Annotated in this window: 22 protein-coding genes and 3 pseudogenes; 15 read left to right on the top strand and 10 right to left on the bottom strand. The window is 69.1% G+C overall.

The window, feature by feature from the left end:
* Nucleotides 1-4: 4 nt before the first annotated feature.
* A pseudogene (locus HBB12_RS34575) lies at nt 5-106 on the top strand (BrnT family toxin); the annotation flags it as partial.
* 59 nt (nt 107-165) lie between these two features.
* The gene (locus tag HBB12_RS31540) at nt 166-483 is read left to right on the top strand and encodes a BrnA antitoxin family protein (RefSeq protein ID WP_236993034.1); all 318 of its coding nucleotides are present in this window, start codon (nt 166-168) and stop codon (nt 481-483) included.
* A gap of 8 nt (nt 484-491) precedes the next feature.
* Here the strand turns inward: HBB12_RS31540 and HBB12_RS31545 are convergent, their stop codons facing one another.
* From HBB12_RS31545 to HBB12_RS31560, 4 genes are all read right to left on the bottom strand, one after another.
* Nucleotides 492-1,520 (bottom strand): formamidase, encoded by a 1,029-nt coding sequence (locus HBB12_RS31545; protein ID WP_236993035.1) that lies wholly within the window; start codon nt 1,518-1,520, stop codon nt 492-494.
* Nucleotides 1,521-1,653: 133 nt separating this feature from the next.
* Complete coding sequence (locus HBB12_RS31550) at nt 1,654-2,577, bottom strand: ABC transporter permease (protein WP_236993036.1); 924 nt, start codon at nt 2,575-2,577, stop codon at nt 1,654-1,656.
* Nucleotides 2,574-3,713, bottom strand: coding sequence for an ABC transporter permease (locus tag HBB12_RS31555; protein WP_442919387.1), 1,140 nt, complete (start codon nt 3,711-3,713; stop codon nt 2,574-2,576). Before HBB12_RS31555 ends, HBB12_RS31550 begins: the two co-directional genes overlap by 4 nt.
* Nucleotides 3,714-3,738: 25 nt before the next feature.
* Nucleotides 3,739-4,842, bottom strand: a complete 1,104-nt coding sequence (locus HBB12_RS31560) for a BMP family ABC transporter substrate-binding protein (protein WP_236993037.1) — start codon at nt 4,840-4,842, stop codon at nt 3,739-3,741.
* A gap of 361 nt (nt 4,843-5,203) precedes the next feature.
* On the opposite strand from HBB12_RS31560, the gene HBB12_RS31565 reads away from it, so the two are divergent.
* The 4 genes from HBB12_RS31565 to HBB12_RS31580 all read left to right on the top strand — a co-directional run bounded on the left by HBB12_RS31565 (nt 5,204) and on the right by HBB12_RS31580 (nt 9,856).
* Nucleotides 5,204-5,968 carry a GntR family transcriptional regulator gene (locus HBB12_RS31565; protein ID WP_236993038.1) on the top strand — a complete coding sequence of 255 codons (765 nt, stop codon included), beginning with the start codon at nt 5,204-5,206 and terminating at the stop codon, nt 5,966-5,968.
* Between the two features lie 59 nt (nt 5,969-6,027).
* Nucleotides 6,028-6,714: a cysteine hydrolase family protein gene (locus HBB12_RS31570; RefSeq protein ID WP_236993039.1), complete on the top strand. Its 687-nt coding sequence runs from the start codon at nt 6,028-6,030 to the stop codon at nt 6,712-6,714.
* Between the two features lie 393 nt (nt 6,715-7,107).
* A complete protein-coding gene (locus HBB12_RS31575) occupies nt 7,108-8,355 on the top strand; it encodes an ABC transporter substrate-binding protein (RefSeq protein WP_236993040.1) in 1,248 nt (415 codons plus the stop codon).
* Nucleotides 8,356-9,013: 658 nt separating this feature from the next.
* Nucleotides 9,014-9,856 carry a universal stress protein gene (locus tag HBB12_RS31580; protein ID WP_236993041.1) on the top strand — a complete coding sequence of 281 codons (843 nt, stop codon included), beginning with the start codon at nt 9,014-9,016 and terminating at the stop codon, nt 9,854-9,856.
* A 67-nt stretch (nt 9,857-9,923) separates the two neighbouring features.
* Here HBB12_RS31580 and HBB12_RS31585 read toward each other — a convergent pair whose 3' ends face one another.
* From HBB12_RS31585 to HBB12_RS31595, 3 genes and pseudogenes are all read right to left on the bottom strand, one after another.
* A complete protein-coding gene (locus HBB12_RS31585) occupies nt 9,924-11,927 on the bottom strand; it encodes an erythromycin esterase family protein (protein WP_236993042.1) in 2,004 nt (667 codons plus the stop codon).
* Nucleotides 11,928-12,018: 91 nt separating this feature from the next.
* Nucleotides 12,019-12,144, bottom strand: a pseudogene (locus HBB12_RS31590) (IS481 family transposase); the annotation flags it as partial.
* Between the two features lie 293 nt (nt 12,145-12,437).
* Nucleotides 12,438-13,298 carry a LysR family transcriptional regulator gene (locus HBB12_RS31595; RefSeq protein WP_236993520.1) on the bottom strand — a complete coding sequence of 287 codons (861 nt, stop codon included), beginning with the start codon at nt 13,296-13,298 and terminating at the stop codon, nt 12,438-12,440.
* Between the two features lie 166 nt (nt 13,299-13,464).
* Between HBB12_RS31595 and HBB12_RS31600 the strand changes: the two are divergent.
* From HBB12_RS31600 to HBB12_RS31610, 3 genes and pseudogenes are all read left to right on the top strand, one after another.
* Nucleotides 13,465-14,328 (top strand): annotated as a pseudogene (locus HBB12_RS31600) (NAD(P)-dependent oxidoreductase); the annotation flags it as partial.
* 258 nt (nt 14,329-14,586) lie between these two features.
* A complete protein-coding gene (locus tag HBB12_RS31605) occupies nt 14,587-15,435 on the top strand; it encodes an alpha/beta fold hydrolase (protein ID WP_236993043.1) in 849 nt (282 codons plus the stop codon).
* 104 nt (nt 15,436-15,539) lie between these two features.
* Nucleotides 15,540-16,070 (top strand): VOC family protein, encoded by a 531-nt coding sequence (locus HBB12_RS31610; RefSeq protein WP_236993044.1) that lies wholly within the window; start codon nt 15,540-15,542, stop codon nt 16,068-16,070.
* Nucleotides 16,071-16,533: 463 nt separating this feature from the next.
* Here HBB12_RS31610 and HBB12_RS31615 read toward each other — a convergent pair whose 3' ends face one another.
* Nucleotides 16,534-18,402 (bottom strand): TRAP transporter large permease, encoded by a 1,869-nt coding sequence (locus HBB12_RS31615; protein ID WP_236993045.1) that lies wholly within the window; start codon nt 18,400-18,402, stop codon nt 16,534-16,536.
* Nucleotides 18,399-19,424, bottom strand: a complete 1,026-nt coding sequence (locus tag HBB12_RS31620) for a TRAP transporter substrate-binding protein (protein ID WP_236993046.1) — start codon at nt 19,422-19,424, stop codon at nt 18,399-18,401. The genes HBB12_RS31615 and HBB12_RS31620 overlap by 4 nt, the downstream gene beginning before the upstream one ends.
* A gap of 217 nt (nt 19,425-19,641) precedes the next feature.
* Here HBB12_RS31620 and HBB12_RS31625 point away from each other — a divergent pair, with 217 nt between their 5' ends.
* The 4 genes from HBB12_RS31625 (at nt 19,642) to HBB12_RS31640 (ending at nt 23,419) form a co-directional block, all read left to right on the top strand.
* The gene (locus tag HBB12_RS31625; RefSeq protein WP_236993047.1) at nt 19,642-20,547 is read left to right on the top strand and encodes a LysR substrate-binding domain-containing protein; all 906 of its coding nucleotides are present in this window, start codon (nt 19,642-19,644) and stop codon (nt 20,545-20,547) included.
* A 175-nt stretch (nt 20,548-20,722) separates the two neighbouring features.
* On the top strand, nt 20,723-22,084 hold the full coding sequence (locus HBB12_RS31630; RefSeq protein WP_236993048.1) for an NAD(P)H-dependent oxidoreductase: 1,362 nt from the start codon (nt 20,723-20,725) through the stop codon (nt 22,082-22,084).
* A 121-nt stretch (nt 22,085-22,205) separates the two neighbouring features.
* Nucleotides 22,206-22,532, top strand: coding sequence for a putative quinol monooxygenase (locus tag HBB12_RS31635; protein WP_236993049.1), 327 nt, complete (start codon nt 22,206-22,208; stop codon nt 22,530-22,532).
* Complete coding sequence (locus HBB12_RS31640) at nt 22,532-23,419, top strand: NAD(P)-dependent oxidoreductase (protein ID WP_236993050.1); 888 nt, start codon at nt 22,532-22,534, stop codon at nt 23,417-23,419. The genes HBB12_RS31635 and HBB12_RS31640 overlap by 1 nt, the downstream gene beginning before the upstream one ends.
* A 181-nt stretch (nt 23,420-23,600) precedes the next feature.
* On the opposite strand, the gene HBB12_RS31645 is transcribed toward HBB12_RS31640, so the two are convergent.
* Nucleotides 23,601-24,719, bottom strand: a complete 1,119-nt coding sequence (locus tag HBB12_RS31645; protein ID WP_236993051.1) for an AraC family transcriptional regulator — start codon at nt 24,717-24,719, stop codon at nt 23,601-23,603.
* A 345-nt stretch (nt 24,720-25,064) separates the two neighbouring features.
* Between HBB12_RS31645 and HBB12_RS31650 the strand changes: the two genes are divergently transcribed.
* Both HBB12_RS31650 and HBB12_RS31655 read left to right on the top strand, forming a co-directional pair.
* Nucleotides 25,065-25,295 carry a hypothetical protein gene (locus tag HBB12_RS31650; RefSeq protein ID WP_236993052.1) on the top strand — a complete coding sequence of 77 codons (231 nt, stop codon included), beginning with the start codon at nt 25,065-25,067 and terminating at the stop codon, nt 25,293-25,295.
* A gap of 170 nt (nt 25,296-25,465) precedes the next feature.
* Nucleotides 25,466-25,621, top strand: a complete 156-nt coding sequence (locus HBB12_RS31655) for a hypothetical protein (RefSeq protein ID WP_236993053.1) — start codon at nt 25,466-25,468, stop codon at nt 25,619-25,621.
* Nucleotides 25,622-25,813 lie beyond the last annotated feature (192 nt).

A 25,813-nucleotide genomic window follows, 5' to 3' on the forward strand; every position in this document is an offset into this window, starting at 1 on the left:
CACTATGGTTGTGACGACGCGATTCGAATGGGACCCGGTCAAGTCCGCATCGAACCTCCGAAAGCACGGCGTGAGCTTCGAGGAAGCGGCGCGCGTGTTCAGAGACGATCGAGATCATCCGCATCATTTCCGCACGACGCGCCGGACGGGCCGAGCGAAAGCGATATGCGAACGAAGCACTCTAGCGTCACGATCGATGCCGCCGATCTGCCGCCGCTCACGGCGGAGCAGAAGGCCCGGCTCGAAGCCTTGGCCGCGCGGCCCGACGACGAGATCGACTACAGTGAGATCCCGCCGCTCTCGGATGCGTTCTGGGCCGATGCGGTGCGGGGTCGATACGATCGGCCGACGAAGACGTCGACGACGGTCCGTATCGATTCCGACGTGCTGGCCTGGCTGCGAGCGCAAGGGCGCGGCTACCAGACCCGCATCAATGCGATCCTGCGCCGCGAGATGCTGGCGGCACTGAAGCGGGAAGAGTGACGCACCGCTCACTCCGCCGCCTCCTTCGCGCCCGCCGCCGCCCCGGGCCGGTAGCTCCGCGTCGGCGCCGGGATCCCGCAGGAGGTGCCGTCGGTGATCCTGACTTCCGCCTCCCAGGGCAGCCGGTAGCGGCCGGCGGCGAGGTCGTGCATGTAGGTGTAGGGGCAGTCGCCGGCGCCGCCCTTCACGGCGGCGTAGCCGCGATGGCCGAGCTGGTAGATGTTGTTCTCGACCCCCCAGTGCCGGCGCGCCTCGCGGACGAGATCGGGCCGCACCTCGGCGGTGATGATCTCGTCGGGCCGGCCGGAGGTGCCGTGGGCGATGATCGTGCCGTCGAAATTGACGACCATGCCCTCGCCCATCGAATCGAAGGTGCCGTCCGAGCCGCACATGCAGACGTTCGCGGTCACCATCAGGTTGCAGAAGGCGTTGGACTGGTTGGTGAATCGCCAGGCCTCGCGGATCGGCGCGGTGTAGCCCGCGGTGCGCAGCATGATCTCGGCGCCCTTGTAGGCGCATTCGCGCGCCATCTCGGGGAACATGCCGTCGTGGCAGATGATGAGGGCGAGCTTGGCCCCTTTGGGCCCGTCGATCACCGGGATGCCGGTGTCGCCCGGCTCCCACGGCTCGACCGGCACCCAAGGGTGCATCTTGCGGTAATAGAGCCGCAGCTTGCCCGTGTCGTCGATGATCAGGCCGACGTTATAGGGATTGCCGTCGGGATTGTACTCCATGATGGAGAAGCAGCCCCAGATCCGGTTGTCGAGGCAGGCCTGTTTGAACGCCGCGACCTCCGGCCCGTCGAGGCGGCACATAATCTCGGGATTGGTGTCCATCGAGAGGCCGTGCAGGGCGTATTCGGGGAAGACCACGAGGTCCATCCCGGCGAGGTTTCCCCGCGCCTTGCCCACCATCGCGACGATGCGGGCGGTCTGGGCCGCGAGGTCGGCCGGGGTCGCGACGACCGGCAATTGCAGCTGCACGAGGCCGATGACGACGCCGTCCGGCGCCTTGTTCAATCCGCCGAGGCCATTCATGCGGTACTCCTTTTCCTTTGCGCTCCTGCATCGCCATGGCGATGCAGGAGCGTTCGGCGCATCGGCGCCGGCGCCCGGTCGGGCTTGCCCGGCGCGGTCGACCGAAGCCGTTCGACAACGCCGCGAATTGCGTTCAACGCGACAGGCCGAGCTCGCCCGGCGCGCCCGCCAGCGCCCGGTCGGGCGAGGAGGTGGCGACGAGGAGCCCGAGGGTGAGGACGTAGGGGGCGGCGTAGAACAGGTAGTAGCCCGAGGAGACGCCGACCGATTGCAGGGCGGGGCCCAGGGCGCCGGCGCCGCCGAACAGGAGCGCCGCGCCGAAGCAGGCGAGCGGATTCCACCGGGCGAAGATGACGAGCGCCACCGCCATCAGCCCCTGGCCCGACGAGATGCCCTCGTTCCACGAGCCCGGATAATACAGCGACAGGTAGGCGCCGCCGATGCCCGCGAGCACGCCCCCCGCCATGGTGGCGAGCACCCGCACCCGCGTGACGGAGGTGCCCATGGCCCGCGCCGCCTCGGCGCTGTCGCCGACGACCCGGACCACCAGGCCCGCCTTGGTGTGGCGGAACGCCCACCACAGCACGACGCTCAAGGCGGCGCCGACGAGGAATAGCACGTTGACCCGCAAGGCCGCCTGGACCTGTGGCAGGTCCGACCAGAACCCGAACGGAATCGACGGCAGGGGCGGCGCCGAGGGCTGGATGAAGGGCTTGCCGAGGAAGAAGGCGAGGCCGAGGCCGAACAGCATCAGGGCGATGCCGACCGCGACGTCGTTGACCCGCGGCAGCGAGCAGATCACCCCGTGCAGGAGGCCGAAGCCGGCGCCGGCCAGGCCCGCCGCCGCGACGCCGGCCCAGGGCGAGCCGGTGAGGAATGCGGTGGCGTAGGCCGCCATCGCCCCGAAGACCAGGGTGCCCTCCAGGCCGAGATTGATCCGCCCGGCCCGCTCGGTGATCGTCTCGCCGAGGCTGACGAACAGGAACGGGGTCGAGACGCGGATCGCGCCGCCGATCACCGCGAGCGGCACCGTCCAGAGGCCGAGATCCTGGCTCATGTCGCGGAGGCCTTCCTGGACGCCCAGAGATGCGGGCTGAAGATCTTGAAGCGCCCATAGGCCGTCTCGCCGACCAGCAGGCAGAGGAAGAGGAGGCCCTCCAGCACCAGGATCGTGGCGTCGGGCAATTGCATCCGGCGCTGGATCAGCCCGCCCGACGCCTCCAGGCCGCCCAGCGCCAGCGCCACCGGCGGGATCGCCAGCGGGTTGTGGCGGGCGAGGAAGGCGACCAGGATGCCGGTGAAGCCGTAGCCGGCGGCGAGCGTCGCGTTGGCGTTGCCCTGAACCGCCGCGACCTCGAAGAAGCCGGCGAGCGCAGCAGCGGCGCCGCCCAGCGCCGTGAAGCCGACGATCAGGCGGCGCACCGGCAGGCCCTGGATCTGCGCCGCCCGCACGTTGCCGCCGGCGATCCGGACGGAGAAGCCCAGCGTCGTGCGGTCCATCAGCAGCCAGGCGGCGAGGCAGGCTACGACGCCGGCACCGAGCCCCCAATGCACGCCGATTCCCGGCATGGCCCCGAGCATGTTGGCCTCGCCGACCGGCAGGGTCGAGGGCTTGTTGAGGCTCGTCGGATCGCGCAGCGGCCCCTCGATCAGGTGGTTGGCGAGCGCGATCGCGATGTAGGACATCAGCAGGCTGGCGATCGTCGCGTCGACGCCGCGATAGGCCTTGAGCGCCCCGACCGCGCCGATCCAGGCGGCCCCCGCCAGCATCGCGGCGAGAGCCATCGCGGCGATGACCAAGGGCGCCGGTGCGCCCGAGAGGGGAGGGGCCGCGACAGCCGCCGCGAGGCCGCCGAGCACGATCGCCCCCTCGCCGCCGATCACCACCAGCCCGAGCCGGGCGGGCAGCGCGACGCAGAGGCCCGCGAAGAGCAGCGGCGCGGCGCGCTGGAGGCTGTTCTGCCACGCGAAGGCCGAGCCGAAGCCGCCGCGCCAGACGAGATCGACCAGGGCGGCCGGAGACTTGCCGAGGGTGACGAGGAACAGGCTGAACAGGGCGAGCCCGACCAGCACCGCGCCGAGCGGGATCGCCACCGCCTCGGCGCGCCGGGCGAGCCAGGCCAGGGCCCGGATCGCGGGCGCGTGCCGCGTCTCGGCGGCCGTCATGCCCGATGGGGCGGCATCGGCGACCATGGGGGGAACCCTCCGGTACCGCGGCTCACACCGCCCCCTTCACCCCGGCGACGAGATAATTCGTGCCCTCGAGTTCGATCGCGTTCTCGGGCAGCGCCTTGCCGGCGGCGAGCACCTCCTTGCCGGTATTGTCCTTGAGCGGTCCCTTGATGATCTCGTAGCCGCCCTTCATCATCTCGGCCTTGACCGCATCGGCGTTGCGCCGCGCCCCGTCGCTCACCGCCGGCCCGTAGGGGCTCATCTTGACGAAGCCGTCGGCGAGCCCGCCACGCAAGAAGTTCGGCGGGCTGCGGCCGGCCTGCACGTCGGCGACGAAGCTCTTGTAGATCGGCAGCCAGTCCCACTCGGCCCCGGTGAGGTAGGTCTTGGGGGCGAGCGGCGACTGGTCGACGTGGTAGCCGCACACGAAGGCGCCGCGGCGGGCGGCGGTCTCGACCGTGACCTTCGGGCTGTCGACGTGGCAGGTGATCACGTCGGCGCCGCCGTCGATCAGCGCGTTGGTGGCCTCGGCCTCCTTGACGGCGAGCGACCATTCACCGGTAAAGATCACCTGGCAGGTGATTCCCGGATCGACGCTCTGCGCGCCGAGCAGGAAGGCGTTGACGTTGTTGAGGACCTGCGGGATGGGCTTGGCCGCCACGAAGCCGATCTTCTTCGACTTCGTGGTGTGGCCGGCCACGATGCCGTTCAGGTACTGGCCCTGCGCGATGTAGCCGAAATAGGATCCGGCATTCTTCGGGTCCTTCTCGGTCCACAGCCCGCCGCAATGCCGGAACTGCACCTTCGGGTTCTTCTTCGCCTCGGCGACCACGAAGGGGTTGAAGTAGCCGAACGAGGTCGGGAACAGCAGGCCGGCCCCGTCGAGATTGATCATGCTCTCCATGGTCTTCTCGACGGCGTTGGTCTCGGGCACCCGCTCCTCCTCGATCACCTCGAGGCCGGGCAGGCCCTTGAGCGCCTTGGCGGCGACCGCGTGGGCCTGGTTGTAGCCGTAATCGTCCTTCGGCCCGACATAGATGAACCCGACCGTCAGGGGCCCGGCGGCCCGCGCCCGCCCGGGCAGGCCGGCGAGGCCGATTGCGGCCGCGCCGCCGAGAAGATGCCGCCGGGTGAGATCAGTCTTCGTCACAGCGTCGCGCTCCGCCGGCAAGAAATCCGTGCGGACCGAAGACTAGAACCAGGTGTTCCGGCGGCGAAGCATGGAATTTCGGCACCGCGCCGCCGCCGCCGCGCTCGGGCGGGCGAAGGATTCGGACGCCCTCGCCCAAATTCGCATCCTTGTATGCACAATCGCGCGCCAGGCCTCGCGGGTCCGGACGGGTTTCGCGCTGGATACCCGGGGGCCATAGCGGTTCGCAGGATGGCCTTCCGCGGCATCGCCATGTATGCACGGCGGTGGCTGCGGAACCCGGCTCGCGCAGCCGGAGGAGGCGGCCGCGCCGGACCCCGATGTCGGGGATCGTGTCATCGTGAGGAGGGCGTCCGTTCCCGTGGCCGTCTCGAAGACCCGCGCCGACCTCCTGTCCGAGCGCATCGCCGACGAGATCCTGGCCGGCATCCTGCCGCCGGGGATGCATCTCGACGAGCAGGTGCTGGCCCGGCGCTTCGGGGTGTCGCGCACGCCGGTGCGCGACGCGCTGCGCCTGCTCAGCGGGACCGGGCTGATCGACATCCGCCCGCGGCTCGGGGCTACCGTCCGGACGGTGACGACCGAGGAGCTCGACACCCTGTTCGTCGCCATGGGGGAGATCGAGGCGAGCTGCGCCCGCCTCGCGACGCTCTGCATGACCCGGCCCGAGCGGGCGGCTTTGCGCGCCCATCACGAGGCGATGGCGGGGCTCGCCGCCGCCGGCGACCGCGAGGCCTATGTCGAGGCGAATCTCGAGTTCCACGGCCTCATCTACGCGGGCGCCCACAACCCGCCGATCGAGGAGGTCGCCCGGGCCCTGCGGCGGCGGCTGATGCCCTACCGGCGCGCGCAGTTCCAGGCGCCGGGGCGGCTCGCCCGCTCGCATGCCGAGCACGACCTCGTGGTCCGCGCGGTCCTCGCCCGCGACGCCGCCGGGGCCAATGCGGCGATGCTCGTCCATATGAGCGTGGTCGAGGACGTGGTCGTCGACATGACGGGGGCGAGCCAGCGCGAGGCCCCGTGGCCCAGTGACCCGCCTCCCGGGAGGCGCGGGGCGCCGCGCCGGGACGACGGCCCGCCCGATGCGCGCCCTGCCCGAAACTCGCGCAACGCCGCGCGCCGATGAGGCAGGCGCTTTTGCTTGCGTGCATACATGATGGCGGCGAGACGCCTCGAGGACATCCCATGCCGCGCATCCTCACCATCCCCGCCGAGCCCGGACCGCTGACGATCGACCTCGACGCCACGGCCCTCGTCATCATCGACATGCAGCGCGACTTCCTGGAGCCCGGCGGCTTCGGCGAGAGCCTCGGCAACGACGTGTCGCTCCTCGCCGCGGCCGTGCCGCCGTGCCGGGCGCTGCTGGCGGCGGCGCGGGATGCCGGCCTCCTCGTCGTCCATACCCGCGAGGGCCACGCGCCGGACCTGTCCGACGCGCCGCCCGCCAAGGTCGCCCGCGGCGCCCCGCGCGCCCGGATCGGCGAGCCCGGCCCGATGGGCCGGATTCTGATCCGGGGCGAGGCCGGGCACGACATCGTCCCCGATCTCGCGCCCGCCCCCGGCGAGATCGTGATCGACAAGCCCGGCAAGGGCGCGTTCTACGCCACCGGTCTCGGGGCGGTGCTGGCGGAGCACGGCATCGCGAACCTGATCGTCTGCGGCGTCACCACCGAGGTGTGCGTCCACACAACGGTGCGCGAGGCCAACGACCGCGGCTATCGCTGCCTCGTCGTGTCGGATGCCTGCGGCTCGTACATCCCGGCCTTCCACGCGGCGGGCCTCGCGATGATCGTCGCGCAGGGCGGCATCTTCGGCTGGGTGGCGCCGAGCGCCGTCGTGCTTCCGGTCGTCGCACGGGTGGGCAAGCCGTAGCCGGGGGGCACAGCCGCGCGGCCGGGGTGCCCCGACGCCGCCTCCGAGGCCTGAAAAATCTGGGGTCGATGAAACATTGGGCCGAGCAAAACCCGGGTCAGTAAAATTTGCCGTTCGGCGACCGTTCTTGCTTCGATGAAGGTAGGAGCCGCGGCACACTCCTTGCGTGACTTTCCTGTGCCGTCGGGGCGGGGCGAGGACACCGTGCGACCCGCTCCCGCGCAGCCGCCGCCGATTGCGGGCCGGCCGATGCCGCCTCAGGAAGCGACGGTGTCGGCGGACCGGGACGTGCATCGCGCTCGGGGGGCCGGTGTCTCGGGGCCCGGTGTCTCGTGTCTTCCGAGACGAAGGAGATGCGATCAGATGACGGCTGTCGATCGGAGGGACGAGATCGTGAACAGGCGGGATATCCTTGTCGGCGGCGTCGCTTCCCTGGCCGCCGGCCTGACCGGCATGGGCACGGCCCGGGCGGCGGGGGAGGTGCTGATCGGTGCCGTCTACCCGATGTCCGGGTCGAGCGCTCAGGTCGGGGTCGATGGCCGCCACGCCCTCGAGACCGCGATCGAGATCGTCAACGGCGTCCACGACCTCGACCTGCCGGGCGCCCGCACGGCCGGGCTCGCCGGTCTCGGCGGCGCGAAGATCCGCCTGGTCATGGCCGATCACCAGGGCGATCCGCAGAAGGGCCGCTCGGAAGCCGAGCGCCTCATCACGCAGGACAAGGTCGTCGGCGTCGTCGGCACCTATCATTCCTCGGTCGCCGCGACGGTGAGCGTCACCTGCGAGCGCTACGGCGTGCCCTTCGTCGCCGCCGACAGCTCGTCGCCGAGCCTGCATCGACGCAATCTGAAGTATTTTTTCCGCCCCGCCGCCCACGACGAGATGTTCTCCGTCGCCATCTTCGATTTCCTCGATGCCCAGAAGAAGGCCGGGCAGACGATCGAGACGGTCGCCCTGTTCTACGAAGACACGATCTTCGGGACCGATTCGTCCAACGTGCAGCGCAAGCTGGCGAAGGAGCGCGGCTACAAGGTCGCGGCCGACGTCAAGTACCGCGCAAGCTCGCCGTCCCTGACCGCCGAGGTCCAGCAGCTCAAGAGCGCCGACGCCGACGTGCTGCTGCCGTCCAGCTACACGACGGACGCCATCCTTCTCGTCAAGACCATGGCGGAACTCGGATACAGGCCGCGCAACATCATCGCGCAGGCGGCCGGGTTCGCCGAGAAGGCGACGTTCGACAGTGTCGGCGACAAGCTCAACGGCCTCATCAGCCGCGCGTCCTTCGCCCTCGACCTGGCCGCGAAACGCCCCGCCATCGGCGCGGTGAACGGCATGTACAAGGCCCGCGCCGGCCGGGACCTCAACGACAACACGTCCCGGCTCGTCGAAGCGATGCTGGTGATGGCGGATGCGGTCGACCGGGCCAAGTCCACCGACGGCGCGAAGATCCGCGACGCCCTGATGGCGACGGACACGCCGGCCGAGCAGACCATCATGCCCTGGCGGGGCATCAAGTTCGGGCCCGATGGGCAGAATACCCTGTGCGATCCGGTCCTCATCCAGTACCAGGACGGCCAATTCGTGACCGTCTTCCCGAAGGAGTTTGCATCATCCCGCCTGCTGTGGCCGATGAACGCCTAGAGCATTTTCCGACGAAGTGGAAACCGGTTCGTCGCAGAGAATGCGTCAAAACAAAGTCCTGGAGAGCTTCGCGATGGCAACGCGATCGTGAGGCGCTCTAGGGCCGATCGATCATCTTTCCGGAAGACGATCCTTCCTCGGCCGAGAGGGACCGGAGATCGTTGCGACGGGCTCCGGTTCCGGGGCTTGCTCGGCCGGCAGGCAAGGGCAATGCGTCGTCGAAATCCAGAGTTGTGGCGCGAGCAGTCGAAAAATAGTGCTCTGGTGCGCGAAACCGGACGACTTGTGCAAGGATCGGGGCTGGTTTTTCTTACGAAAGGCATCAGAAGGCATTTATAAATCTCTTTTACCGTAATATTATGCCGATATTATGTTTGTCTGCACGAGATCGGCTTCGCAGAAAAATTTTCCCTTCCCATCCGCAACCTTATCCTGAGATGCGGGCGATCGAAGGTCGCTGAGCCTCGAAGGAGGGATCCAGAAGTCTCGCGATCCCTGGAGCCCTCCTTCGAGGTCCGTCGATTTTCCATCGACTGCCGCGCCTGACCGGTCCGGTCGTCGACGAGGGTCGTCGTTGATCCAGCGCAACGTGCCCCCGGGCCGGGCTGCCAGACTCGCTCGCAGACTCAACTTGGCGTTGGACACGGGCGGGGCGGCCATGATCGAGAACCTGCGGACCATCCTGATCGCCCTGACGGAGCGGCTCGGCGACGAGATGCCGTCCAGCGCGCTCGCCTACGGCCTGTCGCTGGCGGAGCGCGCGCAGGCGCGGGTGACGGTCCAGGCGGTCTCGGTCCGGCTGGTCCTGCCGCATGCCTGGATCAGCCGCTTCGTCGGCATGGTCGTTGCCGCCGAGAACCGGCGGCTGCGGGAGCTGGCGCAGGAGGTGGCCGAGCGGGCCTGGGGCGACGCGGCCGCCGCCGGCATCCTGTGCAGAGCGGAGGCCGAGCACCTGTCCTACGACCGCCTGCTCGCGCGCTTCGCGGGTGAGGGGCGGCTGCACGACCTCGCGGTGATCGACGCCGAGCCGCGGGCGCTGACGGGGGATCGCGGCCTGATCGAGACCCTCCTGTTCGAGAGCGGACGCCCGCTGATCGTCGTCCCGCCGGGCTGCGCGACGTTCACGGTGCGCCGCATCCTGGTCGCCTGGGACGGCAGCGCCCAGGCGGCCCGCGCCCTGCGCGACGCCCTGCCGTTCCTGCGACAGGCCGACATCGTCGAGATCGTCGCGGTGACCGGCGAGAAGGATCTGTCCGGCTCGGTCCCGGGGGTCGAGGCGGCGCCGGGCCTGGCGCATCACGGCGTCGCCGTGACCGTTACCGATCTGCCGGCCGCGGATGGCGATGTCGCCGGGACCTTGCGCCGCCACGCGACCGCGACCGGGGCGGACATGGTCGTGATGGGCGCCTTCGTCCACTCCCTCCTGCGCGAGACGGTGCTCGGCGGGGTGACGCAGGAGATGCTGCGCGCCTGCCCCGTCCCGCTCCTGATGGCGCATTGAGCCGGATCGGACTCCAGACGATCGACGGACGCGCCGCCGGACGGACCCGTCCGGCGGCGCGTCGGCGTCACAGGCCGGCCGGGAAGGTCTCCGGAACCTCGCCGGGCTCCCAGGCGGCACCGGCGTCCAGGGGCTCGACCGCCCGGGTCTCGTCGAGATGCACCACCGCCTCGAACTGGTCGGGCAGGCGAGCCCGGAGGTAATGGCTCTCCCGCTCCGTGTCGGGTCGGTAGATCACCCCGATCGCCCGCTGGAGCCGGCCCTCGCGCAGGGCCTGCGCAGCCCGCGTCCCGGGCGCCGGGATCAGGCAGAAGCGGCCGAGGCCGAGGGCGTGGAACAGGGCCTCGTGGCTGCCGGGCAGGGCCGGGCGGACCCGCTTGCGCTCGACCGGCGCGCCCCAGTCCGCGGCGGCCGCGACGGTGCCGGAATGGGTGGTGAAGCCGATCCGCACCACGGCGCGGCCGTGGCGCTCGTGCAGGATCTGGCCGAGGTTGATCTCGCCGCGCTCGCCCATCCCCGTCGCGCGCGCATCGCCGAGATGCGAATTGTGGGCCCAGACCGCGACCTTCGTGGCGCGGCCCGTGCGGCCGAGATGCGCGACGAGCGCCCCGACGCAGTCGGCCATGTGGGTGTCGCGCAGGTTCCAGGACGAGACCTCGCGCAGGAACATCGTCCGGTAATACTCCTCGGCGGTCCGGACCACGCCTGCGTTCTGCTCGGCGCAGAACAGCTCGTCGCGCTCGGTGCTGCCGGTCCAGGCCAGGCTGTCGGCGGCCCGGCGCCGCAGCGCCGCGAGCTGCGCGACCGCTTGCGCCTCGCAGGAGGGTGCGAGCGCCATGCCGGTCATGAAGCCGTAGACCTGGCTGTCGTCGCCGAACCGGTCGAAGCAGGCATAGCGGTCGCGGGCCTTCGCCGCCGCCGCCGGATCGATCGCGTCGAGATAGGCCAGCACCGCCTTCATCGAGGCGTGTAGGCTGTAGAGGTCGATGCCGTAGACGCCGACCCGGCTTCCCTCCGGCTGCGTCGCGTTGTGACGGTGCAGCCACTCGACGAAGGCGGCCATCTCGGTGTTGCGCCAGAGCCAGGTCGGGAAGCGGCGAAAGCCCGAGAGCGCCTCGACCGCGTCGAGATCCTCGCTCTCGCCGCGCACGTAGCGGTTGACCCGCCAGGCGTCGGGCCAGTCGGCCTCGATCGCGACGGCCCCGAAGCCTTTCTCGCGGATCAGGCGCTTCGTGATCTCGGCCCGCTCACGGTAGAAATCCTGCGTGCCGTGCGTCGCCTCGCCGAGGAGGACCAGCCGCGCCTCGCCGATCATCGCCATCAGAGGATCGTAGTCGCGGGCCTCGCCGGTCAGGCGGATCGCCTCCTGCCGCAGGAGGGCGAGGATGTCGCGATCCTCCGCCGGGACCGGGTCGCCGTCGGGCGCCGCGCCCTCGTCGCCGAGGAGCCGCCGGACCTCGGCGTCGCTCGTCTGGGTAAAATCCGCGTAGGCCGCACCGACGAAGTGGAATGGCTCGGGGCTGTCGACGCAGACCACGACGTCGGCCTCGCCCTTGAGCCGCGCCAGCGTCTCGCGCGAGGCCGTCGGCACCGCGACGACGAGATGGGCCGGCCGGCGCAAGCGCAGAGCCTCGATCGCCGCCAGCATCGTGGCGCCGGTCGCGAGCCCGTCGTCGACGAGGATCACCGTGCGGCCGCGCAGGTCGGCCGGCGCCCGGCCGCCCCGGTAGAGGCGCTCGCGCCGCTCCAACTCGCGCTGCTCGCGCGCCGCCACGGCATCGATCGCGTAAGGAGGGATCCGCAGAGCCGCGACGAGGTCGGCGTTGAGCGTGCGGATGCCGCCGCTCGCGATCGCCCCCATGGCGAGTTCCTCGTTGCCGGGCACGCCGAGCTTGCGCACCACGAACACGTCGAGGGGCGCATGCAGCGCGCGGGCGACCTCGGCCGCGACCGGGACGCCGCCGCGCGGCAGCGCCAGGACGCTCACGTCCGGGTCGGCGGCGTAGGCCGACAGCCGGCCGGCGAGGGCGCGGCCCGCATCGGCACGATCCTGAAAGACGGGTTTGCGCATGCCTGCCTCCAGCCTGACATCGCGGTCGGGCTCCCGCCCGCACGGGCCACATTCTCGGGCCAACTCGCGTCGGGCGGACAGCCTGGCTGCATGGTCCCGGAATGACGTGGTGCGGGTCGATCTTGAACCGGTCCGGGTCTTTGGTCCAGGCCTGACGGATGGTCTGGAACGGGGTCCTCCAGCGCAGCGCCTCGAAGTGTCCGGCGAAGTTGCAGGCTGCCCCGCCGCCCCGGCTCGACACGCCCGCTCCTGTGCTCGCGCACGTCACGATCGCGCGGCAATCGCGAAGCTCTCTGGATCCTTGATTTGTCCGCATTTTCTTCGACGAACCGGCATTTGTTTCGTCAGGCAATGCGCCAGCCGCGAAATCTCGCCCCAACCCGACAGGCTGCGAGCGGACCGCTCGAACCCGCGTCGTCCCAAGTCGGCATTCTCCCAAGTCGGCATTCTCCCAAGTCGGCATTCTCCCAAGTCGGCATTCTCCCAAGTCGACATTCTCCCAAGTCGGCATCACGCGGTGGCGTTCGCGAGATGGTCCGATACGGTCGAGATGAATGCACGAAGACGCTGAAGACGCCGCAGGTCCCGGTGATATCCCATCCAGATGTCGCGTGCCGGCGGCGGCGTCGGCATCTCCAGGTTGCGGGGACCCGGAATCTGATCGCCGACCACCCGGGGCAGGACGGCGATGCCGACGCCTTGCCGGCACATGCGCCCCTGAACGTTGCGGTTGTTCGATCGCAGGACCGGCTTCGCGTTGGGGAAACTCTCGGTGAGCCATGCGATGTCGGGGAAGTGGCCCGTGGACGTGTCGTGGGTGATCAGCCGAAAACCGGTCCCGTCGCCATATTGGGGGTCGGCCGCCTCCTCGGCGATGTAGACACCGTATTCGAGCCTGAACAGCCGCCGCTGAACGACATCGGCCGTATCGAACGGAACGATCCGAAAAGCGACGTCGGCCTCCCGCTGGGCAAGGTTGAACAGGCGCGTGCCGGTCAGGATCTCGACGTCGACATTGGGGTAGGCCTTCGAGAAATCCGCCAGGATGGGAGGGAGGACATAGGCCCCGAACCAGTCCGCCGACGAAATCCGCAGACTGCCTTTGAGGTTCTGCTCCTGCCCCGCGAGCCGGCGCTCCATGGCCAGGGCTCCCTCTTCCATCTGCTCGGCCAGCGCGATGATCCCGTGACCCTCGTCGGTCAGTACGAGACCGTCCGCCGTGCGCTGGAAGAGCGTGTGACCGATCGCCTGCTCGAATGCGCGAAGGCGCCGGCCCACGGTCGGATGGCTCGTCTGGAGAGAACGCGCGGCGCCGCCGAGCGTGCCGGATCGCGCGACGGCAAGAAAGATTCTGACGTCGCTCCATTCCATCGCGACCACCCGCACAAAAATGAACGGCGAGAGTACAATGATGTCAGTTTCAGTACAAATCCGATCATCTAGATTGCCGCCATCGCCGGACGACGCGTCCTGTCTTGGATCGTCCGGCCCATGAGGACGGCCGCTCGGGCTCCACCCGAACGACGGGAGACGGACCATGCAGATCGGATTCATCGGCCTCGGCAGCATGGGCTCGGTCATGGCCATCAACCTGGTGAATGCCGGCCATGACGTGCGGGCCTGGAACCGGAGCAAGGTCGCGAAGGACAGCGTTCCCGGGGTCACGCTGGTCGAACGCGCGGCGGATGCATTCGAGGCGGACGCCGTCTTCACGATGCTGTCCGACGACACGGCCATTCGGGAAGTAATCATTGACGCCGGCCTGCTGGCGAGTGCGCAACCGAGAATCATCCATGTCGTCACATCGACGATCTCGGTCGCTTTCGCACGGGAACTGGAACGCCTGCACGACGAGGCGGGCCTCGGCTACGTGTCCGCACCGGTCCTCGGTCGACCGACCGTCGCGGCGAGCGGTCAGCTCAACATCCTGGCGGCCGGGAAGGCCGATGCCGTTGCGGCGATCGAGCCGCTGCTCGCCCCCCTCGGCAAGAAGGTCTGGAAGCTGGGGGAGAACCCCGCTCGGGCGAATGCGGCAAAGCTCGCCTGCAACATGATGATCGCCATGGCGATCGCGGCGATCGCGGCGATGGCCGAGGGCGTCGTGCTGACCGAGAGCGTCGGCCTCGACCGTGCGGATTTCTTCGACCTCATCCTGGGCACCCTGTTCTCGGGCCGCGCCTACGAGAGCTACAGCGCGCAGATCACCGAACGATCCTTCGAGCCGGGTTTCAAAGCCAAGCTCGCCCTCAAGGACATGCGCCTGGCGATCGCGGCCGGCGACGAGATCGGACGCAGGCTTGTGCTGCTCGAAGCCGTCCACGACGGGCTCGGCCGAGCCGTCTCGGCAGGCCTCGGGGACAAGGACTGGTCGATCATGGCCGACATGACGGTTCGCGGCGGCTTCGAAGAATACGACGGCAACCAGACCGGCGATCCCGACAAGGCCATCGCGGTGATCCTGCGGGCGGTCGACGCCGACGACGCTCCGCTTCATCTGCCGCTCGGCCCGATCGCGCATGCGATCGCCGAGCGGAAGCTGGCGGCGTTTCGCAGCGATATCGATGCCTGGCGCGAACTCTCGATCGCCACGGATTTCGATCGGCCCTGAGCGCCGGCCGCCAGCGCCGTACTATCCCCACCATCCGACCGGAGTGCGATCATGATCGCAGCTTTGCAGGGATTTACCCAGCAACTCGTGCCCGTGAACGGCATCAGGCTCAACGCCGTCACCGGAGGCGCCGGCCCGCCGGTCCTCCTGCTTCACGGCTGGCCTGAAACCTGGTGGGAATGGCACCATGTGATGCCGCTGCTGGCGGCGCATTTCAGCGTGGTGGCCATCGATCTGCGCGGCGCGGGCTTCTCCGACTGTCCGCCCGACGGCTACGACAAGGCAACGATGGCGCGCGATGCGCATGAGGTCATGGTCGCCCTCGGGCACCAGCGCTACGCGGTGTGCGGGCACGACATCGGCGGCATGGTGGCGCTGCCGCAGGCGACGACCTACCGGGAGGCGGTCACGCATCTGGCCGTGCTCGACGTGCCGCTTCCCGGCTGGACCGGATGGGAGGCGACCACCGCGAGGCTCTGGCATTTCGGTTTCCATATGAACCGGGATCTGCCCGAGCGCCTGATCCACGGTCGCGAGTACGACTATGTTTCGACGTTCATGGCCGAGCGGTTCTACGATCACGGCACCTTCGATCCGGCGGACATCGAGATTTACGCCAGGGCGATGGTGCTTCCCGGCCGCACGCGCGGCGGCATGGAATGGTATCGCACCCTCGCCGTCGATCATGCGGCGGCCCTCGAATACAAGAAGCAACCGCTCACGATACCGGTGCTTGGCCTGGGCGGAGACCAGCGGTTCGGGGCGCAGATGGTACCGATGCTGCGAGAATTCGCCGGCAACGTCACGGGCGGTTCGATTGCACGATGCGGCCACTATGTCGCCGACGAGCGGCCGCACGACGTCGCGGCCGCTCTGATCGCGTTCCTCGAGACCGACTGAGGACCGGCGCCCGCGAGAGAGTGCGGGCCCGAGCCGGTCGCGACCCTCCGGGCAAGGCCCGGTCGACGGGTCGCGAAGGATCCAGTCAAGACAAGGAGACCGTCATGTCCGCATCCGTCATTCGCGGCGTCAATCATATCGGCATCACGGTGCCCGACATCGAGGCGGCGCAATCGTTCCTGGTGGAAGCCTTCGGCGGCCAGGTGATCTACCAGTCCTTCGGACCGCAGGATCCGCCGCGACAGGGGCCCGAATTCGAGCGGGCGGTCGGCGCGTTCCCCGGAACGGTCGTTCGTGCCCAGGCGATGGTCAAGATCGGCACCGGGGCCGACATCGAGCTGTTCGAGATGCACGGCCCCGAACAGGCCGAGCCGGTCCGCGCCAGCGACTTCGGCATCACGCATTTCGCGCTCTACACCGACGACATCGAGGCGTCGGTCGCGCGCTTCGAGAGGGCTGGCGGCACGCCCCTGACCGCGCCGCGCGCCATTCCTTACGCGACTGAAAAAGGTCCGGGAAACAAGGTCTGCTACTGCCGGATGCCCTGGGGCACGACGATGGAATTCATCACCACACCCGACCGCATGGGCTATCGTGACCAGACGGATCTGCGGAGGTGGCAGGACGGGGACTGATACGGTTTTCCGATTGATCGCTTCGCGATGCGGAAACCGGCTTCGCTCACGCGCCGCGCGGGCTGCTGATACGGCGTCCGGAAGGAATCCGCCGGAAGCCGTATCGCCAGGGCGCGAGAAGGACGTCGCGTCAGTCCACCACCGCGCGACGTAGGTGCGTTGCCCATCACCCGGGGCCTGTTTGATTGGTTTGTACAGAGTCTGAGCCCGCCGTGTCATTCGGGGCTCCGCCGCGCGGCCCCGGAACGACGAGGAGGGTATGAAGACCGTTGATCAGGTCAAACACGCTCTTATGCCAACAACCCCAAGATGCTGACGCATCGATTCGATCTCGGGCAGGCCCGAGATCGACGGGGCCGTCGATCCATCTCGAATCTTCGATCCCAAGCCCTGAAGTCCGGGACCTCGGGCTTGGCGACAATTCGCGAACGGAACCGGAGGTCGTTTTCAACGACCGTTGGTCTTACAGGAACCCGATCGAGAACCACGGCACGAAGGTCAGGACCAGGAGGCCGAGGAACAGCGCGCCGAGATAGATCCAGATCCGGCGCATCCCTGCCTCGGGCGGAACCCCGCCGATGATGCAGGCGGCGTAATAGCAGAGGCCGAAGGGTGGGGCGAACAGGCCGAGGCCCATCGCCAGGATCACGATCATGCTGTAGTGGACTTCGTGGATCCCGAACTGGTGCGCGATCGGGAACAGCAGCGGGCCGAACAGCACGATTGCCGGGATACCTTCGAGCAAGCTTCCGAGCACGATGAAGGCCACGACCGAGATCAGGAGGAACCCGGTCTTGCCGCCCGGCACCGCCGCCATCGCCCGGGCGAGATCGTGCGAGAAGCCCGACTGGGTCAGCGCCCAGGCCATCGCGCTCGCCGCTCCGACGATGAACAGGATCGCTCCGGAGAGCGAGGCGGTCCGTGCCAGTATCGGGACGACGTCCCGAGCTTTCAGCCCGCCTCGATAGATCACGAGGCCGAGCACCAACGAGTAGACGATCCCGATGGTCGAGACCTCGGTGGCGGTGGCGACGCCCTCCACCACCGCGGTGCGGATCAGGAACGGGAGCAATATGGCCGGAAGCGCGACGATCAGGGTCTTGCCCACCACCGACATCGGCGCGCGCGGAATCGCGACCGCGTCCTCCTCGCGACCGGCGCGGTAGCGGGCCACGGCTGCCAGCACCAGGGCGAGCACCAGGGCCGGCAGGATCCCGGCGGTGAACAGGGCGGCGATCGACACGCCGGTGGCCGACGCGATGGCGATCAGCACGATGGAGGGCGGGATCGTCTCGCTCATCGCCCCCGAGGCGGCGAGGATCGACAGCAATTCGCCGTCCTTCATCCCGCGCTTGCGCATCTCGGGAAACAGGACGGGCGCGACCGCCGCCATGTCGGCGGTCTTCGAGCCGGAGATGCCCGACACCAGCAGCATCGCGCCGAGCAGCACGTAGGACATGCCGGCCTTCACGTGGCCCAGCAGCGAGGCGAGGAAGGCCACCATCACCCGCGCCATCCCGGTCGCGTCGACGAGCTGGCCGAGCAGCACGAAGAGCGGGATGGCGAGCAGGATCAGGCTGCTCATCCCCTCGTCCATCCGCCCGACCACGATGGTGAGCGGCGTCGAGGTGGTGGTGAGCAGGTAGGCGGAGGTGGCGAGCGCGAACGAGAACGCGATCGGCACGCCGGCCAGGATGCCGATCCCGAGCAGCCCGACGAAGAACACCAGGAGCGCCCAATTGCCCATCCCCGCGAGCGCCGGCGCCGCAAGGGCGAGGAGGGCGGCAAGGCCCAGGAGTACCGTGCCGACGCCGATCAGGTCGGCCGGGCGGTGGCGCGCGAGGCGCAAGCCGCAGGCCAGCAGCGCCAGCACGAAGCCGACCGGCACGGCGAGCGCCCGCACCGTGCCCGACCAGCCCAAGGCCGGCGTCTCCACGAAGGACTGGTCCTCGGTGTAGTCGTAGGCCGCGTGCATCAGCAGGACCACGAAGGCGAAGATCATGCCGACGGCCAGAGCCTCGCACCAGGCCCGGGCCCGCGGCGAGAGCGAGCCGACCACGAAGGTCAGCCGCATGTGCTCGCCCCGCTGCACCGCCACGACGCTGCCCAGCATGGCGAGCCACAGGAACAGGATCGAGGCGAGCTCGTCGCTCCAGATGATCGAGTGCCCGATCGCCCGCGAGACGATGCCGGCGAAGAGGATCGCCGCCTCGGCGGCGACCAGGATCGCCGCCGGCACCTCGACGACGAGGCGCAGGGCCCGCTCGGCCGACGAGAGCCAGTCGGCGGGAAGGGCTGCGGGCGTGGCATCGGCCTGGGCGAGCGCGCTCATGCCAGGTCCCCCGTCACGGCCTCGAGCGCCTTCCACGCCTCGGGCCCGAACTTCTCCTTCCAGTCGCGGTAGAAGCCGGCCTGGGTCAGGGCCTTGCGGAAGGCCGGCTTGTCGGCGGCTTCGAAGGCCAGGCCGCGGGCGGTGAGCTGCCCCTTCAGGGTGCCGGTCAGCCGCACGATGTCCTCGCGCTCCTCCATCGCGGCGCGGTCGAGCTCGCGCCGGACGATCTCCTGCAGCGCCTCGGGCAGCTTCCCGAAGGCGCGCCGGTTGGCCACGATCCAGAAGGGGTCCCAGATGTGGTTGGTCTCGGAGACGTATTTCTGGACCTCGTAGAGCTTGCCGGCCTCGATCGTCACCAGCCCGTTCTCCTCGCCGTCGACCAGCCGGGTCTGAAGCGCGGTGTAGAGTTCGTTGAAGTTGATCGAGGTCGGGCTCGCCCCGAGGCTGGAGAACAGCGAGGTGAAGATCGGCGCCACCGGCACGCGGATGCGGTAGCCCTTGAGGTCGTCGGGCGTCTTGATCGGCTTGGCGTTGGAGGTAATCTGGCGAAAGCCGTTGTCGGCGGCCTTGGCCGCGACGACGAGGCCGGCCTTCTCGATCTGGACCCGGACGTACTGACCGATCGGCCCGTCGACCCCGCGCCAGACGTGGTCGTAGTCGGAGAAGGCAAAGCCGACATTGGTGATCGCCGCGCCGGCCGCCACCGTCGAGATCACCGAGCCGGCGATGTTGAGGAACTCGATTCCCCCGCTGCGCACCTGGGTGATGAGATCGGTGTCGGAGCCGAGCTGGCTCGCCGGGAAGAACTTCAGCTCCATCCGTCCGCCGGATGCCTCGCGGATGCGCTGGCAGGCCTGATCGAGCCGGGCGTTGATCGGCTGGGTCAGGGACTGGCCCGTGGCGAGCTTGTAGGTGAACTCGGCCGCCCGCGCCGGGCCCGTGCGGATGGCGACGAGCGGGAAGGCGGCGGCGCCAGCCAGGAACAGGCGGCGCGAGGGTCCGGATTCGGGCTTGGACATCATGGGTTTCCTCCGGCGTGCCGGCATCCGCGGGGCATGCGGTGCGGCATCGTTCAGGTCGAGGCGGAGGAGGCGCGAGGCTGTTCGCTCGTCATCCTCCGTAAGCGGCACCCCTGTTCCGGGGCGTCCCGTCTCGCTGGGAGGCGACACTATGGAACGAGGTCCATGTAGGACAATCCAGATTATTTGCGCATCCATGAAGCGCTGCTAAACTGTTGCGATGTCGGTCCCGCTCCGCGCCATCACGGTCTTTCACGCCGTCGCCCGTTCCGGCAGCATCACCCGGGCGGCGGAGGATCTCGGCGTCACGCCCTCGGCGGTGAGCCAGCAGGTCCAGGCGCTCGAGGTCGGCCTCGGCACCGCGCTCATCGCCAAGGCCGGCCGCAACGTGGTGCTGACCGAGGCCGGCGAGCGCTACTTCGAGATGATCGGCGGCGAGATCGACCGGATCATGGAGGCGACGCAGCGCATCCAGGGCTTCCGCTCGGTGACGACGCTGACCGTCAGGGCGACCCCGAGCCTGTCGACGAAGTGGCTGCTGCCGCGTCTCTCCGGCTTCATCGAGGCGCATCCGGACATCGAACTGCGCCTCGACGGCACCAACGAGCCGACGGCCTTCCTGAAGGAGAGCGTCGACGTCGAGATCCGCCACGGCAGCGGCGGCTGGCCGGGTCTGTTCGCCGAGGGATTGGTCGAGGAGAGCTTCCGGCCGGTCTGCGCGCCGTCGCTGGCCGCGCCCGGCAGCCTCGCGGCGGCCGACCTGCCCCACCACCTCCTGATCCACTCGGTCAAGTCGCAGGTGCAGTGGGCGCACTGGTTCAAGCTCGCCGGCATGGTGCCGACGACGCGGTGGCGCCGGCTTCTGTTCGACCGCACCCACATGGCGATCGACGCGGCCGCCGGCGGCCTCGGCATCGCGCTCGAGAGCGACCTGATGTTGTGGGGCGACCTGCGGGCCGGACGCTTGGCCTGCCCGCTTGCCGCGCCGCCGCGGATCACCCTCGTCACCCAATGGGTGACGTGCCCGCCCGACCACCTGCGCCACCGCAAGGTCCGCGCCTTCCTCGACTGGATCCGCCGCGAGCGAGACGCTTGGGCCATGGAGCGGGACGCCGCGAGCCTTTAGCGTTGCTTCATGATCGGCTCGGAAAACTGGATTGTCCTTCACGGATACGGCTTCTAGCTTCCCGGCCGTTGGGTCCCGCCGAGCCGATCGCTCGCGCCGCCGGGATCGCGCCGAGACCGGCCCCGCCATCCTTCGAGGACCGGCGGCGAGAGCCGGTCGGCAAAGGAGGAAACCGATGAATCTCTCCACCCTGCTCCTTGCCCGCGCAGCGTCCGGCCGCCCGGTCCGCGTCGGCCTGATCGGCGCCGGCAAGTTCGGCTCGATGGTGCTGGCCCAGGCCCAGCGCATCGAGGGTATGCACGTCGTCGCCGTCGCCGACCTCGATGTGGGCCGCGCCCGCGCCTCGCTCGCCCGCGTCGGCTGGCCGGAGGAGCGTTACGCCGCGACCTCGATGGGAGATGCGGTCAAGAGCGGCCGCACCTTCGTCACCGACGATGCCGGCGCGCTCAGTGCCTGCGACGAGATCGAGTGCATCATCGAGGCGACCGGCCACCCGATCGCCGGCATCCGCCACGCCATCCAGGCGATCGATGCCCGCAAGCACGTCGTCATGGTCAACGTCGAGGCCGACGTGCTGTGCGGCCCGCTGCTCGCCGAGCGGGCGCGCCGCCAGGGCGTGGTCTACTCGATGGCCTACGGCGACCAGCCCGCGATCATCTGCGAGCTCGTCGACTGGGCCCGCTCCTGCGGCTTCGAGCTGACCTCGGCCGGCAAGGGCATGAACTTCGAGCCGCGCTACCGCTACTCGACCCCCGACACGGTGTGGGGCTTCTTCGGCTGGTCCGAGGAGGAGGTGAGACAAGGCGACTTCAACCCGAAGATGTACAACTCGTTCACCGACGGCACCAAGGCGGCGATCGAGATGGCGGCGGTGGCCAACGGCACCGGGCTCGACTGCCCCGACGACGGCCTCGCCTTCCCGCCGACCGGCCTGCACGACCTCGCCCGGGTCTTCCGGCCGGTGAGCGACGGCGGGCGGTTGCCCCGCAGCGGCCTCGTCGACATCGCGGCGAGCCAGGAGCCGGACGGGCGCGAGGTGTTCAACAACATCCGCTACGGCGTGTTCGTGACCTTCAAGGCGACGAGCGAGTATACCAGGGCCTGCTTCAAGCAGTACGGCCTGCTGACCGATCCGTCCGGCTGGTACGGCTCGATGTGGCGGCCGTTCCACATGATCGGGCTCGAGACCAGCGTCAGCGTGCTCTCGGCGGTGTTGCGCGGCGAGCCGACCGGCTGCTCGAAGGAATTCCGCGGCGATGCGGTCGCCACCGCCAAGCGCGACCTGCAGCCCGGCGAGATGCTCGACGGTGAAGGCGGCTACGCGGTCTGGGCCAACGCGATTCCCGCCTCGAGGAGCCTGGCGCTCGGCGCCCTGCCGATCGGGCTCGCCCACAACGTCAAGCTCAAGCGCCCGGTGGCCCGCGACACGATCGTGAGCGTCGACGACGTGGAACTCGTCAACGACCTCGACGTGGTGGCGCTGCGCCGTCAGATGGAGGACACGACCCGGCAGATGGCGGCACCGAAGGCGGCCTGACGCGAGACGGGCGGCGCCGGCCGGTCGGCGCCGCTCCCCGCTCGTCCAAATCTACCCCTGCAAGATCTACCCCTGCAAGATCTATCCTTGCAAGATCTACCCCTGCAAGCCGAGTCCAGCCATGCCGTCCTCACCCCGGCCCTTCGTGGTCATCGCCGAGTTCCGGGTGAAGCCCGGCTGCCTCGACGCCTTCCTCGCCCTTGCCCGGGACGATGCCCGCGCCTCGGTGGCGCACGAACCGGGCTGCCGCGCCTTCGATGTCGCGGTCGACGAGAGCGACACCCTCACGGTGGTGTTCTACGAGGTCTACGACGGCCGCGCCGCCTTCGACGCGCATCTCGAGACCCCGCACCTCGCCCGGTTCCGGGCCGGCTTCCCGGCCCTGATCGAGGAGGAGCGCCCGGTGCGCTTCCTCACCCGCACGTCGAGCGGAACGGATGCCCCGTGATGGCACCGCTGACGGTCGGCTTCCTCGGTACCGGTATCATGGGCGGCCCGATGGCGCGCCACCTGTGCCGGGCCGGACACGCCGTGCGCGCCTGGAATCGCTCGCCCGGCAAGGCCGCCGCGCTCGCGCAGGCGGGGGCGAGCATCGCGGCCGATCCGCGCGCAGCTTCGCGCGGCGCCGACGCGGTGATCTGCATGCTGAGTTCCGGTCCGGTCTGCGACGAGATCCTGCTCGGCCCGGACGGTGCGCTCTCCGCGATGCCGCATGGCAGCCTGCTCGTGGTGACGAGTTCGATCCCCGTCGAGACGGCGCAACGCCAGGCCGCGGCCGCAGCGCAGGCCGGTCTCCATTACCTCGACGCACCGGTCTCGGGTGGTGAGCGGGGTGCGATCGCCGGCTCGCTGGCGATCATGGCCGGTGGAAGCCCGGAGGCGTTCAGGCGGGCCGAGCCGCTTCTCGCCGCGATGGGGCGCCCGACCCATGTCGGCCCGGCGGGCTGCGGACAGCTGGCCAAGCTTGCAAATCAGGCCATCGTCGCCTCGACGATTCTGACGGTGGCGGAAGCGATCACGTTCGTCGAGCGCGGCGGCGCCGATCCGGCAAAGGTCCGCGAGGCGCTCCTCGGTGGCTTCGCCGACTCGACGATCCTCAAGCAGCACGCCCTGCGGATGATCGAACGCGATTTCGCGCCCGGTGGCCCTGCGAAGTACCAGGTCAAGGACACCGGAACGGCGCTCGCCCATGCCGCGACGCTCGGTCTGACGCTTCCCGTCCTGTCCCTCGTCGATCAGGTCTTTTCAGACATGGTCGCGCACGGCGACGGCGATCTCGACCACAGCGCCGTCCTCCGCGAGCTTCACCGCCGCAACGGCCTGCCTCTTCCATAGGCGGCGCCACGGATTGTGAACCATCGGCGGGCACCGAGAACGCTTTCGCGTGAGGTGTGTTTGCCATGCCGAGAACCCGTCCCCCGTACCCGGCGGAGTATCGCCGCCAGACGGCCGAGGTGCTCCGCGCCGGGGGGCGGTTGCCCTGAATCAAGCCCTTCCGCGAGCGGCATCCCGACCGTCACGGCGCCTCGCCGCCCTGACCCGGGGCGAACCGTTCCGCCACGGTCACGGGACTGCGCCGATCGCGGCGCCACGCGCTCGGGGTCGTGCCGGTCCAGCGCCGGAAGGCATGCGTGAAGGCCGCGGGCTCGGAGAATTCGAGGGCCGACGCGATCTCGGCCAGGCCGAGATCGGTATCCGCCAGCAGCTGCCTCGCGACGGCGAGGCGGGTCTCGTTCGCCACCGAGCGGTAGCAGGTCCCCGCGGCCTTCAGGCGCCGGCTCAGCGTCCGCCGGTGCACCGCCATCGTCTCCGCGGCCTGCTGCGCGCTGAGCCGCCCGCGGATCAGGGTCGACCTCAGGTGGCGGCGCAGTACCTCCGTGAGGTCGCCGCCCTCGAACCGGCGCAGGCGCCGCTCGGCGATCCGGCGCAGGACGGGGTTCGCGCCGCCGATCCGGCGGTCGAGGAGTGTTGCCGGAAACACCAGCGCGGCGATTTCCTGCTCGAACCGCACGGGAGCGCGGAAGAACTCGGCGTAGGGCTTCGCGTCCGGCGGCTGCCGGCGCGGTACCAGCACCTCGTCGGGCGCCCAGTCCGCATCCTGGAGCGCGCGCATGACTGTCGTCAGGGCGGTGAGCGCCCGCTCGCAATGCAGCGCGATGCCGTCCGCATCCGGTTCGTAGGGCGCGTAGCTCGCGATGGCGACCGAGCCGCTGACCCCGACATCGACGACGGCGCCGCGGTCGAAGAGCCCCTGGTGCCGCTCGAGGGTCCGCAGGGCATCGCCGAGCGTGTCCGAATGCCTCATCAGCAGGCCGAGCTCGCCGAGCGAGGCCAGGCTCGTGCGCTGGCCGGCCAGGAGCCCGATATGGGGACAGCCGCTCCGGTGCTCGGCGACGGCCATCAGGCGGCCGAGCGCGGCGAACGAGATCGGATCGGCAGGCCCGGGGCCGAACGGATCGATGCCGCTCTGTGCCAGCGCCCGATCCGGTTCGATCCCGAGCGCGGCCAGGGTCTCGCAGACCGCCTCGACGGCGCTGCCGGAGACGAAGCCGACGGCCATCGGCGGCCGTTGGGTGCCGTCGCCTTCGGCCTCCCGTGGCGATCGCTCGCGGCCGGCGGAGAGCGACGTCGTCATGCTCGTTCCTCCCAAATCCTTGCCTCCCAAATCCTCGCCTCCCGAAGCCTTGCCTCCCGAAGCCTTGCCTCCCGACCGTCCCGCCGTGTGCCGGATCCGATCGCGGTCGCCGCCATGCCGGCCGGCACGATCGACGAGGCGTCCCGTCGCCGGCGCCCGAAATCGGCGGACTATCAGGGTGTGATGTATGCCTATTCTTTCAAATCGAGCCTCTGTTATAGAATAAAATGAATATTATGGTTTGATGGTCGTTTAAATTTGTTATATATTCAAATAATATGGACTGTAATTACTGTAAGACGATTGCGATATCATGGCGAGTGCATGTCACGATCGTGGTCGCCGATGCCTGTGCCCGTGCGTGCGGATGCTGCGCGGCTCGTGCCATCGGTTGTCTCGGCGAGGATGCGAGCGACGGCCTGCCTGCTCCTCGATGCCGAAACGGTAGCCGACACGGCACAATCGGCGTTGACATGGATCAAGAACTATCTGGCTCAGGCGCGGCTATCCGCAGCAAGGATGTGCGATAAAGTCGTGTCATTGCAAGAAAATGTACAAGGTATTGTTGTTTTGTAGTCTGGAAGTGGATCCGATGCCCGCTGAAACTGCGACCGCTGGCGGGGCGAGGCCTGCCTCGCCTTGTATTCCGCCGACTGCGATGCCTCGGGGCGAGAGTCTGGCGCGAGGGTGCCGAAGCCGGGCGGGGATCGGACGCCGTGCCACGCTCGCGGCAGGCAACCCGCCCGATGATCCTGGCCGATGTCCTCTCGTGCTTGATCGAGGGTCGCGCTCTGCTTCGGATCGCAGTCGGCCGCGCGGTGCATTCTGACGTGCAAGACTTCTTCGCCGACAAAGAATTCGCCGCCGATGAAGCGCCGCCGTCGCGAGCGATGAAGCGATGATACGGCCTCATCCCGGCCAACCCGAGGCACAGATCACGGTTCGGCTGTGTCTCGTAGTCTTGTTGCTTTGCGATATTGCGGGCATGCGGTCGAAATTTTCCGTTCCCCGGCCCCGTTGTCTCGACAGATCAAGCGCGTTGCCGGCGACCCGCCACAATACTCGCGACCGTCCGATCGACCGGATGGCATGAC

Origin of the sequence: Methylobacterium sp. SyP6R (genome assembly GCF_019216885.1) — a bacterium.
Taxonomy (GTDB): Bacteria; Pseudomonadota; Alphaproteobacteria; order Rhizobiales; family Beijerinckiaceae; genus Methylobacterium.